At 59.4% G+C, this 15,330-nt stretch carries 8 protein-coding genes; 5 read left to right on the forward strand and 3 right to left on the reverse strand.

The window, feature by feature from the left end; translation table 11 throughout:
* Positions 1-467: 467 nt before the first annotated feature.
* From vccA to WAW39_RS30370, 5 genes are all read left to right on the forward strand, one after another.
* On the forward strand, positions 468-5,039 hold the full coding sequence (gene vccA, locus WAW39_RS30350; protein WP_422323544.1) for a Verru_Chthon cassette protein A: 4,572 nt from the start codon (positions 468-470) through the stop codon (positions 5,037-5,039).
* 21 nt (positions 5,040-5,060) lie between these two features.
* Positions 5,061-5,606, forward strand: a complete 546-nt coding sequence (vccB, locus tag WAW39_RS30355; protein ID WP_422323546.1) for a Verru_Chthon cassette protein B — start codon at positions 5,061-5,063, stop codon at positions 5,604-5,606.
* Between the two features lie 33 nt (positions 5,607-5,639).
* Positions 5,640-6,707 carry a Verru_Chthon cassette protein C gene (gene vccC / locus WAW39_RS30360; protein ID WP_422323548.1) on the forward strand — a complete coding sequence of 356 codons (1,068 nt, stop codon included), beginning with the start codon at positions 5,640-5,642 and terminating at the stop codon, positions 6,705-6,707.
* A 35-nt stretch (positions 6,708-6,742) separates the two neighbouring features.
* Entirely contained in the window at positions 6,743-7,357 is a 615-nt protein-coding gene (vccD, locus tag WAW39_RS30365; protein ID WP_422323550.1) for a Verru_Chthon cassette protein D, read from the forward strand.
* A 433-nt stretch (positions 7,358-7,790) separates the two neighbouring features.
* The gene (locus tag WAW39_RS30370; protein WP_422323552.1) at positions 7,791-10,322 is read left to right on the forward strand and encodes a protein kinase domain-containing protein; all 2,532 of its coding nucleotides are present in this window, start codon (positions 7,791-7,793) and stop codon (positions 10,320-10,322) included.
* A 24-nt stretch (positions 10,323-10,346) separates the two neighbouring features.
* Here WAW39_RS30370 and WAW39_RS30375 read toward each other — a convergent pair whose 3' ends face one another.
* The 3 genes from WAW39_RS30375 to WAW39_RS30385 form a co-directional block, all read right to left on the reverse strand.
* Positions 10,347-12,092, reverse strand: a complete 1,746-nt coding sequence (locus WAW39_RS30375; RefSeq protein ID WP_422323554.1) for a serine/threonine-protein kinase — start codon at positions 12,090-12,092, stop codon at positions 10,347-10,349.
* Positions 12,093-12,213: 121 nt separating this feature from the next.
* The gene (locus WAW39_RS30380; protein WP_422323556.1) at positions 12,214-12,750 is read right to left on the reverse strand and encodes a hypothetical protein; all 537 of its coding nucleotides are present in this window, start codon (positions 12,748-12,750) and stop codon (positions 12,214-12,216) included.
* 215 nt (positions 12,751-12,965) lie between these two features.
* The gene (locus WAW39_RS30385; RefSeq protein ID WP_422323558.1) at positions 12,966-15,287 is read right to left on the reverse strand and encodes a hypothetical protein; all 2,322 of its coding nucleotides are present in this window, start codon (positions 15,285-15,287) and stop codon (positions 12,966-12,968) included.
* Between the last annotated feature and the right edge of the window lie 43 nt (positions 15,288-15,330).

Below are 15,330 nucleotides of genomic sequence, written 5' to 3' on the forward strand. Positions count from 1 at the left end.
GGGGTTGCAGCTGGTTGTTGAGGCAGCGTTGGACAAGCCTGCGGGCACATGAGTGATCATGCGCCCGCAGGCTTTTTTCTTGTACATTCAGGGGTGGGCGCGATGGTATAAAGTCGCAGGGGATGATGATACATGGTAAAGCCAGGGGGTGTCGCTGCAGGCTGCGGATATTTTATTTTCCGAGTGAGCATCCTGCTAAGAGAGTTCTGAAAGAGGAAGGCGCTGAGATGCAGGCATCTGCATCACAATGAGTCCGTGCGAAGGCGGAAACATCGGCCGGGGCGAGCAAAAACGTGAAGGTAAGCAAAAGCTGTATCCAAAATTAACATGAAGCTTGGCGAGTTTGCACGCTCAGGACGCACACATGCCTCAACCACGGCCCCATAGGCAAAAATAATCCAATCGGACAAAATGCATTCAAACAAAAGAACTGCTGTGAAATCGCTCGCAGCCAATCCGTCCAGATCATGAATACATCATCCATACAAAGTATATCATCGCAAGGAAGTGTTGCGGCCTCTGGCAGCAAGCTGCGCCGCCGTCGTGCGGTGGCTCTCATCACAGTGCTCAGCGTGCTGGCATTGGCCATGGTGCTTCTCACCGCACTGCTCAGCGCCACGCGCGTTGATTACAACTCCACTGTGGCGCAGGTGGAGATCGCCAAAGGGCAGTTGCATGCCGACTCCGTCATCAATCTGGCCATCAGTCAGATCCAGCAGGGGGTGCATCAGGACACTGCCTCTTCGGGGGTCGAAATCTGGTCTTCCCAGCCGGGAATGATCCGTCAATACAAGCAGGACGGCACTCTCCTGCGCGGGCTCAAGCTCTATTCGGACAGCAAAATGGTGGCCACGACCGAGGCGGAGATCGCCGCCGACACACCGCCGGCAGACTGGGACAAGAAGCCTGCGCAATACGTGGATCTCAACGAGCCTGTCGCCCGCCTGAACCCGAACGCCCCCGCAGGCCCGCCCCGGATGTTTTTCCCGATCATCGATCCACGCGCCTATTCACAGACCGCGAGCCGATCCGTGGAAGGCTTCAGCTACTCCACCTTTGCGAATGGCACCTCAGGCCCGACTCTGGATGGCGTGGTTGCTCCGACCAACGGTGGCGATGAATCCCAGCAGCGTCTGCCGATGCCGGTGGAGTGGCTCTACATGCTCAAAGATGGCACGTTGGGCTATATTGATAACGGTGGTAAATTTGTGAGCAGCAGCGGCGGTGGGCAGACTGCCACCCGGGACAATCCCATGGTCGCCCGCGTGGCCTTCTGGACGGATGATGAATCCACGAAGATCAACATCAACACCGCTGGTGAAGGCACCCCCTGGGACACCCCCCGGCTGTATCATGAGCGCGATGGCGAGTGGGCGAAGTATCAGCCTATGGCCTATGAGTATCAGCGCTACCCCGGCCACCCGGCCACGGTATGCATGAGCACGGTGCTGTTTCCCGGCCAGAACATGAATCCGCTGGTCACAGACACGACTGCCTTCGCCAAGGCGCTCGCCTACAAGGAGGCGATCTATGACCTCATGCCCAAGATTCTCCCCGGCGGCTCCAAGGCGGGTTCCGTGCTTGTGCCGGTCAATCACAATTTCTCCCCGACGAACTTTCAGGCGGTGCAGGACGCCCTTGGCGAGCGCTTGTTCCCGAGCGTGGACGAATTTTTGCTGCGCTCCACCCCACAAGGCAACGGCCAGCGCAATGAGATCAATCTCGGCACGAACCAGATCTGGGCGGGATTGCAAAACTATGAGGTGGTGGAGCGTCTGCGCCCGTTTTTGACCACGCGCAGCCGTGCGTCCGAGGCCAATCCGTTTGGCTATCCCAAGATCAGCATGTGGCCGGTGAATCGCACCAACTCCACCCGCACCCGCACGGTGTTTGACAACTCCATCGTGAACTGCTCCCAGATCGCCGGGAAAGATTATTTCTTCACGCGGCAGGATCCTCGCAGCCAGACAGAGCTCTCCAGCATTCCTCGCAACAGCCAGCTCTTCACCTATCTCATGAATCTGACAGGCGAGCCCATTCCAGGCTTTGGCGCTTCCAATGCTTCCTTCCTCACCAAATACGGCGACAACCGCCAGCAGATCCTGGTGGAGATCTTCGACTACATCCGCTGCACCAATTTGTACGATGATAACATCGCGGAGAGGAATGTCGGGGCCAATCCATCCATCGCCGGACTGCCGGACGCGCGGACGACATCGAGCTCCGCCGGCATGGCGGCCGGGACGTTCACGCCGATGCGTGATTCGAACGGCAACAGCTTCCCTGGTCATGGCCAGGTGATGCCGACCGTGCTGCCGAAAGGCAAAGACCAGGTGTACCGGGGCATGGGCCGCTTCCTCACCATCAGCGAAGCGGGCCTGCACTTCATTGCCTGCGCCCAGGGCACCAACCAGGCCGGTGGAGTCAGTGCCGTCAAGATCACTCCCAAGGGGCCGGCCCCCAACGGCTATACACCGCCGAACTGGAGGGGAAATGGCAGCGACACGGTGCTCGGATGGGATCAGTCGAACAACTGGTATTCCAACTTCCCACCTCTGAGCACCAACAATCAGAAGCCCACCAATGGTTTCTACAAATCCAGATATCCCACCAGTCATCAGCTCGAAGGCAAAGATGGGGACAAGGTTGGCCACCCTGGCTACAACCCCATGAACTGGAACTGGACGCTGGACACCGACACCCCGCTCGCACCCGATGTGAAACGTGTGCAGGCCACCTTCCTGCTGGAGTGGTTTTCACCATCGACAGGCTGGACACTCATCAATCCGGACATTGCCATCGAGATTGATGCCAGTTCGCTGATGGCCGGGGGCAAACGCATGTTCCCCGTCAATAATGGCATCACGGTGGTCCGCCCGTTCAAGCACATGAGCAATGCCTGGGGCGTTTATCAGCGCGGAGGCACGATATCGTATCGCGCCTTCCTGCAGGAGCGCAAGCTGCCCGCCGTGGGCAGGGGAGTGAATGGCTACACCGCGGGCAGCATTTTCTTCGATGACACCAACATACCAGCGAATGACAGCCAGGTGCCCTATAGCGGCGGTGTTCACTATTCATATTACTCCAACCGCTCAGGAGCTTTGCAGAACTGCAACCAGTACAATCTGGTCAGCGACTTCATCGACGTTGCGGGCGGCGACAGCGGAACGATTCCGTTCTCCGGTGGTACTGTGGTCGTCAAAATCCTCAGCAACGATGCAAACCCTCAGGTGCTTCAGACCTTCAACTTTTCTTTCCCTAGTGCCCAGTTCCCGTCTCCAATTCTGGCGACAAGAAGTGAGAACACGAACTGGGGGCAGAATTCCGATGGCACATGGTGGGTGCAGCAGCCCGTGCCCGCTCCTTACTGGTGGGCGTTTCATTCCGATGGCGCCTTGGGGCGTGACAAGACGGGCCATATCACCAAGATCGCTGCCGTCCCCTCCACCCGCATGGGCGGCAGGTTCCGCTACATTGGCAATGAGATTGGAAATTATGGTGATCTTCCTTCCAGCGGTACTTACTACCGTGGCAATTTGGTGATTCCTGACGACACCCTGCAATCTATGGTGCTGCGCCACGGTGATCCGCGCCTGACCATGGGCCAGTATGTCGTGCCAGCCACCGAGTTCGAACAGCACCGGCTTTACGGCAAACAACGTCTCGCTCATAACATCGTCCTCGCCAACTGGAGCCAGGGCCCCGGTCTTGACCGTGGTGAAGACAAAAAAGGCTGGCGTCTGGTCAAAGATGCCCCCTATAATGCGGGCTTCCTCCCTGATCATCCTTACACGGCATCCACTGGAGCCGGGTTGCAGAAATATGGCGACTTTGACCGTGGCATCGCCAATCAGACCGACGGGGCCTACATCAACAAACCGGATGAGGGCAACACCTACAGCGTGACCGCCACCAATGGCCAGCAGCTGGTGCCCTACTTCTCCACTTCCTGGGGGTCCTGGCTGGGAGGCTCAACGTACTTTTCCCCCAACCGGCAGGTGTCTTCGCCGGGGATGTTTGGTTCTTTGCCCACGGGCGTGCAGGACTCTGGTGGCTCAGGGGGCATGCGCCGTGAGCCATGGCGCACCCTGCTGTTCCGTCCACAAACGTGGAGCAGCAAGCAGGGGCAGCAGTTTCACATTGGCGCCCCCAAGCTGCTCAAAGGCTACGGCAAAACCGGACTGCCCATCCAGGGCATCGATCCGCCCGACTATCTCTTCATGGACTTCTTCTGGATGCCCATGGTCGAGCCCTACGTCATCAGCCAGCCGGGATCTTCGGCCGGCAAGATCAATCTCAACTATCAGATGGCCCCCTTTCGCCATATCCGCCGGGCCACAGGCCTGGCAGCCATCATGAAAAGCGAGCTCATCACAGCCGTGCCGGTCAAAGATGCCAACATCTATCTCACTCGTCCTGGCGGTGCACCGTCAAATCAGACGGAGTCCTGGTTCTGGAAAGAGGACAGCAGTGCGCAGGGCAAAAAATACTGGCACCGGCAGATCGACATTGATGCGACTTTGAAGCTGTTCGACGAGCGCTTCAGCTCCGGGTTCGCCTTCATTTCTCCTGCGCAGATTTGCGAGATGTATCTCCTGCCAAAACCCATCAATGGCTCCGACAGCCTCGTGCCAACCAGCTGGCCGACGACTCTCAGCGCGCTGCTGAAGCCCACTGGCAACAGCATTCTGGCGTTCTGGGAGAACCACGCGCTGACCGCCGAAAACCTCAAGGAGCGCCCCTACACCCACATGTATCCGCGTCTCACCACGCGCTCCAACACCTTCCAGATCCACATGCGCATTCAGACCATCCGAAAAGCGCGCTCGGCGGATCCCGCGCAGTTTGTCACCGGCGTTGACACCATCGGCTCCGAGTACCGTGGCTCGGCGGTGATTGAGCGCTATCTCGACTTCAATGACCCGGCTTTGGACAAGTCCAAAAATCTTGATTACGCCACCGGCAATCCGCTTTCCAAACCGTCCCTGGATGATCTGCACCGTTTCCGCGTGCTTTCGCAAAAACGTTTTGATCCTTGAACCCTCCGCCACATCGAACTCATGAAAACAATGGCCAAAAGCAAGCACTGTATCCGGCGCTTCAGCCGCCTGTCAGCCGCCTTTTCGCTGGTGGAGGTGACCATCGCGGTCGCCATCGCCGCGCTGGGCTTCCTCACCTTGCTGGGGTTGCTGCCGCAGGGAATCAACATGGCCCGCAATTCGGCGGAGATGTCCGTGGGATCCAAAATCATGCTGAAGCTCAGTGGCGAGATGCAGTCCATGGCGTGGAACAGGATCACATGGACGGGCTACGGGCCGCTGCGCTACTTCACCAATGAAGGACGGGAATTGACTGTGGCCAACACGAGTCAGGAAGACCTTGCCTCTTCGCTCGCTTTTGTGGCCTCGATTTATGTGCCGCAAAAGCCGCTGGATGTTTATCTTCCCGCAGGCGCCAGCGGCAGCGGAAACAGCACGGCGGAGTCCTACCTGCGACGGGTGAAAATCTGCATCGCGACGTCGGCCGATCCTTCCTTTGATTTCAATTCAGCGTCCCCGCTGCGCATCACTTCCTCCTACGCCCTCATCGCCAAGATGGGGGACTGAGGCCGCAGCCAGTTGCAATCCACATTCTGACTTATGAAACCTCTCCATCTCAAACAACGGCGGCATGGATTCACCCTGATCGAAGTGTCTCTCTCCATGGTGATTCTTTCGATCATCCTGCTGGTCTCGGTGCAGGTGCTTGGCCTGACTCAGCGTGCGTGGAAGCGCGGTGTGGCACGCGTCGAGCAGTTTCGCGAGGCTCGCATGGCTTTTGACAGCATCACGGAAAATCTCCGGCAGGCCATCTTAAACACCTACCAGGCCTATCAATACAACACCGGGGACAAGCCCACGATTCCCACATCGCAGAGCCAGTCTCCCACAAAATACATCCGCCAGTCGGAACTCCAGTTTGTGACTGGGCAGGCTCAGACCTTGCTTCCCGGTGCGCAGGCAACACAGCTCGTGACTCAGGCGATGTTTTTTCAGGCGCGTCTGGGGCTGAGTGACCGGTTGGGATACGAAGGGCTCAACCGGCTTCTGTGCGGACGGGGTTACTTCATCATGTACACAGGCAATGATGCCTTTCGTCCCCAGCATGTAACCACCCAAAGCATGCGCTTCAGGCTCTGGGAATACCGTCCGACGGCGGAGGAGAACACGGTTTATTCGGTCCAACCGGGCCAGTGGTTCCTTAAGGCGCCCGCCAGCGTCATCACCGCCGCTGAGACTCTCACCACACCTGCGGACACCCGGCCCATCGCCGAAAACATCCTCGCCTTGATCATTTCCCCCCAGGTGACCGCCGATGACGCGGCTCTAAAAAAGACCACCCCGTGGTGGATCGCGCCGAAATACGCCTATGACTCCACCCAGCTTCTCAATGTGACCACCGACAGTCCGCAGGGGACGCAGCATATGCTGCCTCCAAGAGTGGCGGTCACCCTGGTGGCCATTGATGAAGCCTCCGCCCGCAAGCTGGCGCTGAAGTATCCTGACACCATGCCGCAGCTGATTCCCCCCGGGGCCTTCACTCTGGCCGACAACAAGCAGCAGGATCTCAAGAACCTGGCGATCAAGCTCCGCGCCGAGCAGCTCAACTACCAGGTTTTTTCCACAACCATCAGCATGCGTAATTCGAAATGGGGCCTTCTCCGATGAAAACAATCTTTCCAGTTCAACATTCGTCCTCCCGCTTGGGCAGGCATTCTCATCCTGACGGCTTCAGCCTGGTGGAATTGGTCATCGTTGTTGCCATCATGGTCATGCTGATTGCCGTGGCCACGCCTTACACTCTGGGTGCCTTGCAGTCCGCCAATCTCACGTCTGCAGGAGACACCCTGATGCAAAAGCTCGCCATGGCCCAGCAGCGATCTCTGACAGAGAACCGCCCAGTCGGCCTGGATTTCTACTATTACACCGAGGACAATGTCCAAGGCTGCCATGCCATCCAGATGATATCCTACAATCCTGCAACCAATCAGGTCACGCAGCTGGAGCCTCCCGTTTACTGGAACAAACAGAGCGTGGTGATTGTTGAAGGCGCGCTCTCTCCGATGTTCAGCATCAATCAGACACCGATCAGCACCGGTCAGGCCACGCAGAATCCCTTTAAGTCGCTTAACGCGACGTATTATCGGGTCATTTTTTATCCGAATGGTTCCACGAGTCTGCGGGTGCCGCTGCGCACCGCTTATCTCACTCTGATTTCCACCAAGAGCTACAAAGCAGATCTCTCCACGGCGCCTCCCGATTACTACACGGTGCAGATTGACCCTGTGACCGGGCGCGGGCATTCGTACCGCCCGTAATTTGTTGGAGAGTGGATACTTGATCTCAAGACAAGGCGGCACAACGCTGATGCATTGGTGTGGTTGCGATCTGATCTCGACGACATGCCATCGAGGCGGAAGCGTGTTAAGACGTGGAAGCCTGGCTGCTCTTTTGATGCCCAGTGGCGATCATGTGTTTGCCCCATCAGGGGCTGCCTTGGACTTCGGCAGGAAATGGTCGGTGACGTGCACCTCGATAAAGAGCCGCCCGTGGAATTGCTATTGAACCAAGCATTCTGGAGAAATTAAGTGCGGTGTGGTCAAGTCTCGTTAATGCAAGAAGTGTCAACTCACAAACCCTTGGTGCGGGCTCGAATCCCACCTAGAGCACAACTGGTGAATATCGGCATTCATTGCGTATGATGTTGATGACATTTGAGCTACCGCAACGCACTCTTTGAACCGGAACCGCATGGCCACCACGAGCGAAACACCTCCCAACCGCAAGTCTGAAGCCGGGTTGTTTGATCTGGCCATGGCCGACGTGACGACCATGGACTCCATGGACCCGAAGTGTCTGCAGAGTCCTGAGCAGGCCGGGGAGATCATCGGGGGGCGCTACATTCTGCGCTCTGTTCTTGGTGAAGGTGGAACGGGACAGGTGTGGCGTGCCGAGCAGACGGAACCGGTGAAGCGGGAGGTGGCGATCAAGATTGTCCGCCCTGGACTGCTGACGCAGCCGGTTGCGGCACGGTTTGAGCGGGAGCATCAGGTGCTGGCACGGATGGAGCATCCGAACATCGCCGCCATATTTGATGCGGGGGAACTGCCGGATGGCAGAACGTATTTTGTGATGGAGGTGGTGTCAGGCTCCGCCGTCACGCTGTGGTGCCAGAAGCGGAAGCTGCCGGTGCGCGAACGGCTGGAAATTTTTGTGCAGGCGTGCATGGCGGTGCAGCATGCGCATCAGCGCGGCATTCTGCACCGGGATCTGAAACCCTCAAATGTGATGGTGGTGGAAGTGGATGGCCGGCCGCTGGTGAAGGTGATCGATTTTGGGATCGCGAAGGCGCTGGAAGGGGATCTGGCAGGAAGAGCGGATGCGACCCTGTGCGGCATGGTGCTGGGAACTCCGCGCTACATGAGTCCGGAGCAGGCCAGGCTGAACAGCGAGGATGTGGACATCCGCACGGACGTGTATGCGCTGGGGGTGCTGCTGTATGAGCTGCTGACGGGAACAACGCCGATTCCCGCTGATGAAGGCAATGAACCGCCGCTGCCCGAACTTCTGGAGCAGGTGCGCCACAACGAAACCGAGATGCCCAGCCAGCGTGTGCTGCGGCTGCCGAAGCCGCTTTGTTCCAATGCCAGAGCACTCTCACGGGAGCTGCGCGGCGAACTGGACTGGATCACGCTGCGGGCGTTGCAGAAGAACCGCGAGCTGCGCTACCCGACGGTGCTGAATCTGGCGGAGGATGTGCAGCATTACCTGCGCAATGAGCCCGTGTCTGCCGGGCCGCCCGGCATTGCATATCAGCTTCAAAAGTGGCTGGTGAGAAACCGCAGTGCGGTGAGCACGGCGGCAGCGGTGGCGGTGTCACTGGCCGGAGGCATGGTGGCCACCTGGTGGGCGCTGGAGCGGGAGGAGGTGCAGCGGCAGGAGGTACAGCGCCAGATGATGGAAGCGCGGAGCAAGGCCGACCTGGCGCTGCAGGTCAGCGCACAGCTTAAAGACCTGATCAACAACGCGCGCAAGCATGTGAGCGCAGGCATGAACACGCAGATGCTGCGCAAGCTCGCAGACGAATATGCTGCGGGCATGGCGCGGTTTGCCAACCAGCCCCGTGCTGAAGCGCAGCTCGCGGAGCAACTGGCCCATCTCTATGTGGCGCTGGAGGAATCCGCGCGCGCCCAGCCCTGGCTGCAGCGCCAGTGGGAACTGCTGAAACAGACTGAGGGTGAGAATTCAGAGGCCGCACTGCATGCCCTGTACACCCTGGGATGGAGGTATCTTGGAGAGGGGGAGCCGGAAAAGGCGGTGCAGGCCCTGCGTGAGGCGCTGGCCGGTTACCAGACGCTGCCGGCAAACCAAGGGCAGGTGCGCGATCAAATCCTGCGCGTGCGCAAGGAACTGGCACGGGCGCTCTCGCGCTGTGGCCAGCGGCAGGATGCGGCGGCGCTGATGGCCGAAGTGGTGGCTGCAAAGGATGACTCCGACCTTGCGGAGAAAGCCGTGTGGATGCGGGATCATGCGGAAATTTTGAAGTCCGCAGGCCGCGAGAGTGAGGCCGTGACAGTCCTGCAACGTGCCCTCGAGATCCTGCCTGCTGACGACAGCACTGTGGACAAGCGGGTTTATCTGTTGTCCATGATGGCCGACCTGACGGGCAAACCTGAGCATTACGAGCAGACGCTGGTGGCATCCACCGAACGAATTCGAGTTTGTGAAGAGCAAGCCGGCGGCGAGTACTCGCGACTGCTTAACGCCCTGATTTTACATGCCACGCTGGCCTGCAAGGTTTCCGGGTGCCCCGGCGGTGAGGAAGCTGCGCGGCGAGTGCTGGCCATGGCGCAGTCTGCAGGGCATGAATCGCGGCTGGCGGACGCCTGGATCGCGCTGAGCGAAACGCTGAGGATCAAGCGCCAGTTTCGTGAGTCTGCGGCGGTCTTGCGCGATGCGATTGCTGAAGTCAGCAAGACCAAAGCCGAGAACTGGCGTTTGCTGGAACTTCACAGGCGTCTGGGAGATCTGCTCACGGCCCGCAGTGATTTTGCCGCAGCGCTGGCCGAGTATGAAACGGCCGCCCATGGGTGGTTTGACAAACCTTCCTCGGGACGGGCACCAGAGAAGGAACGGCTCATTTTTGTGAGCTTCATCTGCTTTTGGAAACGGGCCGCCGAGGCGAATTCGCCCGTGGCTGATGAACACAAACTGGCAGAGTGGGAACGCAGGCTGCAGGAGTGGGAAGCTGCAAGGCCAACCGCCGCATCTGCGCGACGGTGACGAAGTGCTGCCGCAGAGAGCGGCTCAGTCCCGATTGAAGAAGCGCCCGATGGATTTGCCGGCACGCTGAAACAAATTGGGCTCTTCCTTGGGGGTGGACTTTCTGCGATAGGACGAACCGGCCACCGATGACGAAGGCGACTTCCATTCAGGCTCATCGGGCTTGTCCATCAATGCCAGTGAAGCAAGGGTGGGGCCATCGAGCAGGCCATTGGGGAGGAGTCCGTTTTTGGCCTGGTAGAGAATGATGGCGTTGTGCGTGCCTTTGCCTTCCTTGCCATCCTGGGTGGAACTGTAGAGGGACTTCTCTTTCAGAATGCGCTGCACTTCATAGAGCAGGTGACGGCGACCAGGCTCAGAGTAGGTGGTCTGCGGCGGAGTGGGGAAAATGCGGTCGATGGACCAGAATCCTTCCGGGGGCTCGGAAACGGGGGGCTGGATCATCGCAGCGGGAGGCTGTGCAGCGGCGATCACGGGTGGAGTTGCGACCGGCATGCCTTGCGCCACTGGCTGCGCCGGAGAGGTGGGCAGTGCTGGACCCGGCACAGGAACGGAAGAGGGTGGTGCCACAGGAGTTGCTGGAGGTATGACTGGAGCGACGACCGCTGGCGCGGCTGGTGCAGCCGCCAGCATTGGCACAGCCGCAGCCGGGGCTTTTGGCGCGATCTCCGGCGTTGGAGCGGCAGGTGCTGTCGTCACTGCAGGAACGGCCTGGGGAGTGGTGGATTTAAAATAAAACGCGGCACCGGCTGCCAGCACCGCCACCGCAGCGGCGGCATAGACCGGGGTGCGGCTTTTGTGCTCGACCTTCGGCTGGATGAAGGGCTGGGTGGTGACGTTGGTATTGGATTTTAAGCCGAGCAGTTCGAGTAGCTTTCCAGCGCTGGGAGGGCGCAGATTTGGATCTTTGTGAAGGCAGGCGGCGATGACAGCCTCCCACTCTTTGGGGATGCGATCGCTGGCCTTGATCTCCAGCTCTTCACGCCTTTCACCCATGGAGGAGGGAATTTTGGAGGTGAGCTGGGAAGGGATGTCTCCGCGATAAAAGGGCGGCTTGCCGGAGAGCAGCTCATAGATGGTGGCCCCGAGAGAGTACACGTCATCGGTAGGGGAGGGGCGCTCTCCCATGGCCTGCTGCGGACTCATGTAGGGCAGGGTGCCGCTGACGCCGAGCTGAGAAATGGAAAGCCTCTGCATGGTGTCCGAGATGCTGCGGGCGATGCCGAAGTCGGCGATCTTGGCCGTGTCATCCATGCTCATGGCCATGATGTTCGAGGGCTTAAGGTCGCGGTGGACGACCTTGCGCTGAAAGTGGGCGTAATCGAGCGCCTCGCAGACGCCGGGGAGCCATTTGGCCACCTGCTCGGTGGTGAAGACTCCATGGTCGGTGGTGGCACGCAGTTCGGAAAGCGTTTTGCCATCCACAAATTCCATCGAGATGGCGGCCTCATCCTCATCGTCCACGAAATCGTAGATGCGCACGATGTTTGGATGAGAAAGCTCAAGGCCACGGCGGGTCTCGGTTTTGAGTTCTTTGACCGCGGTGGGATCGAGACCAATCAGGCTTGGGAGAAATTTCAAAGCCACCGGGCGCTCAAGCTTTAGGTCGTCTGCGAGCCAAACGACGCCCATGCCGCCACGACCGAGAACGCGGTTCAGGCGGTAGCGATTGAAATAGACAGCGCCTGATGCCGGAGTGCGGACCCTGATCGTTTGATCAAAATCTTCTGCCGCGCCTGCTGCCGGACTGCTTGAGGGGGGAGTGTCCATGAAACGAGTATTGAGCGAGGCGCTAATTTATGCCGGTGAACAGGAGTGTCATTTAACTTTTACTGTAGCGGGAGGTGGTTTGACCGCTTGGTGGGCGGTTTTGTTGGAGGATTTATGCGAGCTACTCGGCGAGCCAGGCGAAAACGTTGTCCTCCCAGGTGGAGGGATTGCCGTCTCTGCCGGCATGCCAGACGAGGACATCCTGCTGGATGTTCTTTTCAGGTGCCGCAGGGTTGGGAACGTGGCCGTCACCGTTGAAATCAAAGGTGGCAAAGAAATGGCCGGCTTTGAGCTCGCTCAGTGTTGTGGCGGAAAGCTCCCAGGGTTTGAAGTAGTTGACCTGCGAAGGATTCAGGGTGGCATCAACGCCGCTGATGGCGGCCACCATGGCCTGATCGATGGGACAGGCGGTCTTTTCGTCGAACGCAATCCCTGCAGGCAAGGGATAGCCGTGGTGGTGCTGGTGGAAGCCTCGCAGTGCGCTGATGAGCTTGCGGCATTGGTCACGCATCACCGAAGTCTCTGAATAGTCAGAGCGTGAATGCTCGGGCGGCCTGGGTTCGCTGGTCGTGTTCTGCCTGCTGCGGCTCATTTTCAGTGGTGGTGTCCACCAGAGGTAGAGCAGGAAGAGGCAGCCTGCGCCGAAGAGGGTGGTCATGAATGCAAGCAGGGGACGCTTGCCTGAGGGGTGGGCGGGTTGGGGGGTGTTTTCCATGGACCGAAGTAGCCGACTGCCCCATGCCATGTGACAAGGAGCAGAAGAAATTTGAGCCCTTTGGAAAGGCCGTGCCATACCCCATGACGGCTCCCCTGTCACCGCATGCATGCGGTGGCTGCTGCCTGACAAGGTGCGCCCCAAGACCGGGAGCGGAATCAAAGATGGGAGCTGGTGAGAGAATTTCCTCCGGGCTTTGGCCCGGAAGGCTTGGCTGCCTGCCAGCTGCCGCTGGCACGGAGGCTGTTGCCGGCCGGTTTGGGTTCTTCCCCGCCGACTCCCTGGGCCGCTTTGTGACCGCCCAGCTGGGGAGCGCTGTTGGTGCGTTTGAGCATCTCAGCCACGCTGGGGGCTTTGGCCAGACCTTCCTTTTTTACTTCGACTTCCACCTCCACGTCGGCGTCGAGCTCCTCCAGATCAGAGACTACCAACTCGTCGTCGGCAGCCTTGACGGTGAGATCTCCTTCCTTGCTCTTGGCGGCGATCCTGGCCTTGGCCGCCTTGGGCTGGTCGTTGCCCTGGGCCAGATTGTCCTGATTGGGGACTGCGGGCGCCATGTCTGAGGGCGGAGGATGATTGAACTGGCCGGGGGGAGGTGGAGCGGGGTGGTTCGGGACCATGCCTGCGAGGGCAGGATTTGGCTGGACCGCGACGGGCTGATTCTGCACGGCGTTGTTCTGCGCCGCGACAGGCTGATTCTTCGCGGCATGACTGGCCACCGCCTCACGAGCGTAGGCGCGTGCGTCCGTCTTGAGCTCGTTGCTCAAGGCATTTTCGGCGATGGTGTCCAGCTGCTTCTGCAACTGGCCGATGAGCTGCATGGCCTCGAATTTCTTTTCGGCATAAAATTCCTGGCGCTTGGCCGTTCCTCCGCTGGCGAGACTGCGGACGAGAGAGCCTAGCTTGTTCTTCTGCAGGCCTGCCTGCTCCTTTTCGTAATGGGCCACCTTGTCCTTCAGTTCCTTGAGCTCCCGGGTGATGGCCTGCGCCTGCTGTGCATCCGCGCCGAGATGAGAGATGAAGGCGGGATTGCTTGTCATGGCCTGCTTGGCGACCTCAAGCTGCTTGGCATAGATGGCCGCCTCGGCATTACGCGGGGCTTGGGGCGCGGTGTTCTGGTCACGCACGAGGAAGTTCCCCGGGACCTGCTGTGCGTTGAGTTCGTAGCGTTTGGTCTGGATCGCCACGGCACCGAGATAGGAGGTTTTCGGCACATCGGAGAGATTGGCGGCGTTGTCGACGTCCGTGTCCTCAATGTTGCCGCCCAATTTTGCCTGCACCTCGGCCTGCTGGGCAGCCATGGCCGCGTTGTAGGTGTCATCGTTGAACTCAGCCACCACCTTGATGGCTCCCCCTGGCTGCTTGAGTTCGTTTTGCATCTGCACCAGGCGGCCGCATGCGCTCTCGATGGCGGCATCGCTGAGCTTGCTGATCTTGTCCGGTGCGGGCATGTTTTTGAGCGTCTGGCGCAGCGTGTCCGGGTCCAGAGCCAGGATTTTTTGAGCGGTCTCCTGATGCATCTGCTGCGGCATCTTTCCCACGACTTTCGCGCGCATGCCCTTGGGCATGCCCTGGGTGGTTTCTTCGAGGCTGCGCTCAGGGAAGGCCAGGTCGTTGTCGATGCCGGTGACCTTGTTGTTCTGGTCCACAAACATGTTGCCGCAATGGCGGTCAATCTGGCCGGTGAGATAGTCCACGGCCTCCAAGTCGGCGAGGCCGCGTTGAAGTGCGGGATTTTTCAAATCCACCTTGAGGCTGTAATCCTTTTTCTCCCCGCCTTCGTTGAAGCGGTAGGTGCCGGTGATGCCTGCTCCGTCGCCTTGAATGCTCACGCCGACGACATCGCCCTCCCTGGTCACTCCGAACGTTTCTTCAGCCAGGATGTTCGTGCCGAGAAGTTGGTCCACCTGGCTGGAGGCCACGCTGCGTGCAAGCAGGCCCCGGTCTGCGGGAGTCGGAAGTCCAGGATCGAACAAATCGACGGCGGCTCCTTCCACTTTGCCGAGGGCTGCGGAGGCTGCAGCGGCTTCCTGGCTTCGCTGTTCCAGACCAGGCAGCGCAGCCTGCATGGCTGCGAGCACCTGCTGGGGATTCATGGCATCCACGCCATCGCGCTCTGCTGCAGGGAGACCGCCTTTGAGTGCTTTCACGGCAGCCGACATCTTGGTCTGCAGTTCCGCAGCGTTGTCATTTCCCCCTGCCGCCTGGGCGAGGGCGCTCGTCAGTTCACCGCTGGCTTGGTTGATGCCGGCGATGACTCCGGGCAACCGCAGGCTTTCAGCCGTGGATGTCACAAGTTTCTGCCCATCAAACTGGTACTTGGCGAACCCCACGGTTTCTCCGCCTTTCCCCAGCGCCCCTCCAGCGAGACCCGTGAGCATGAATGTTTCGTTGGCCTGTACTCCTGCGATGGCGTCGGGATTCGAAGCCATGTGAAAAGTGTCGAAGTTAAGAGGGGTGGGCGGCTTCGGAATGGGCATGGCGTAGGTGGGGGGGGATCAGCCTGAAATTAGCCGCCGCATT

The organism is Prosthecobacter sp. (assembly GCF_049294395.1).
In the GTDB taxonomy this organism is placed as follows: Bacteria; Verrucomicrobiota; Verrucomicrobiia; order Verrucomicrobiales; family Verrucomicrobiaceae; genus Prosthecobacter.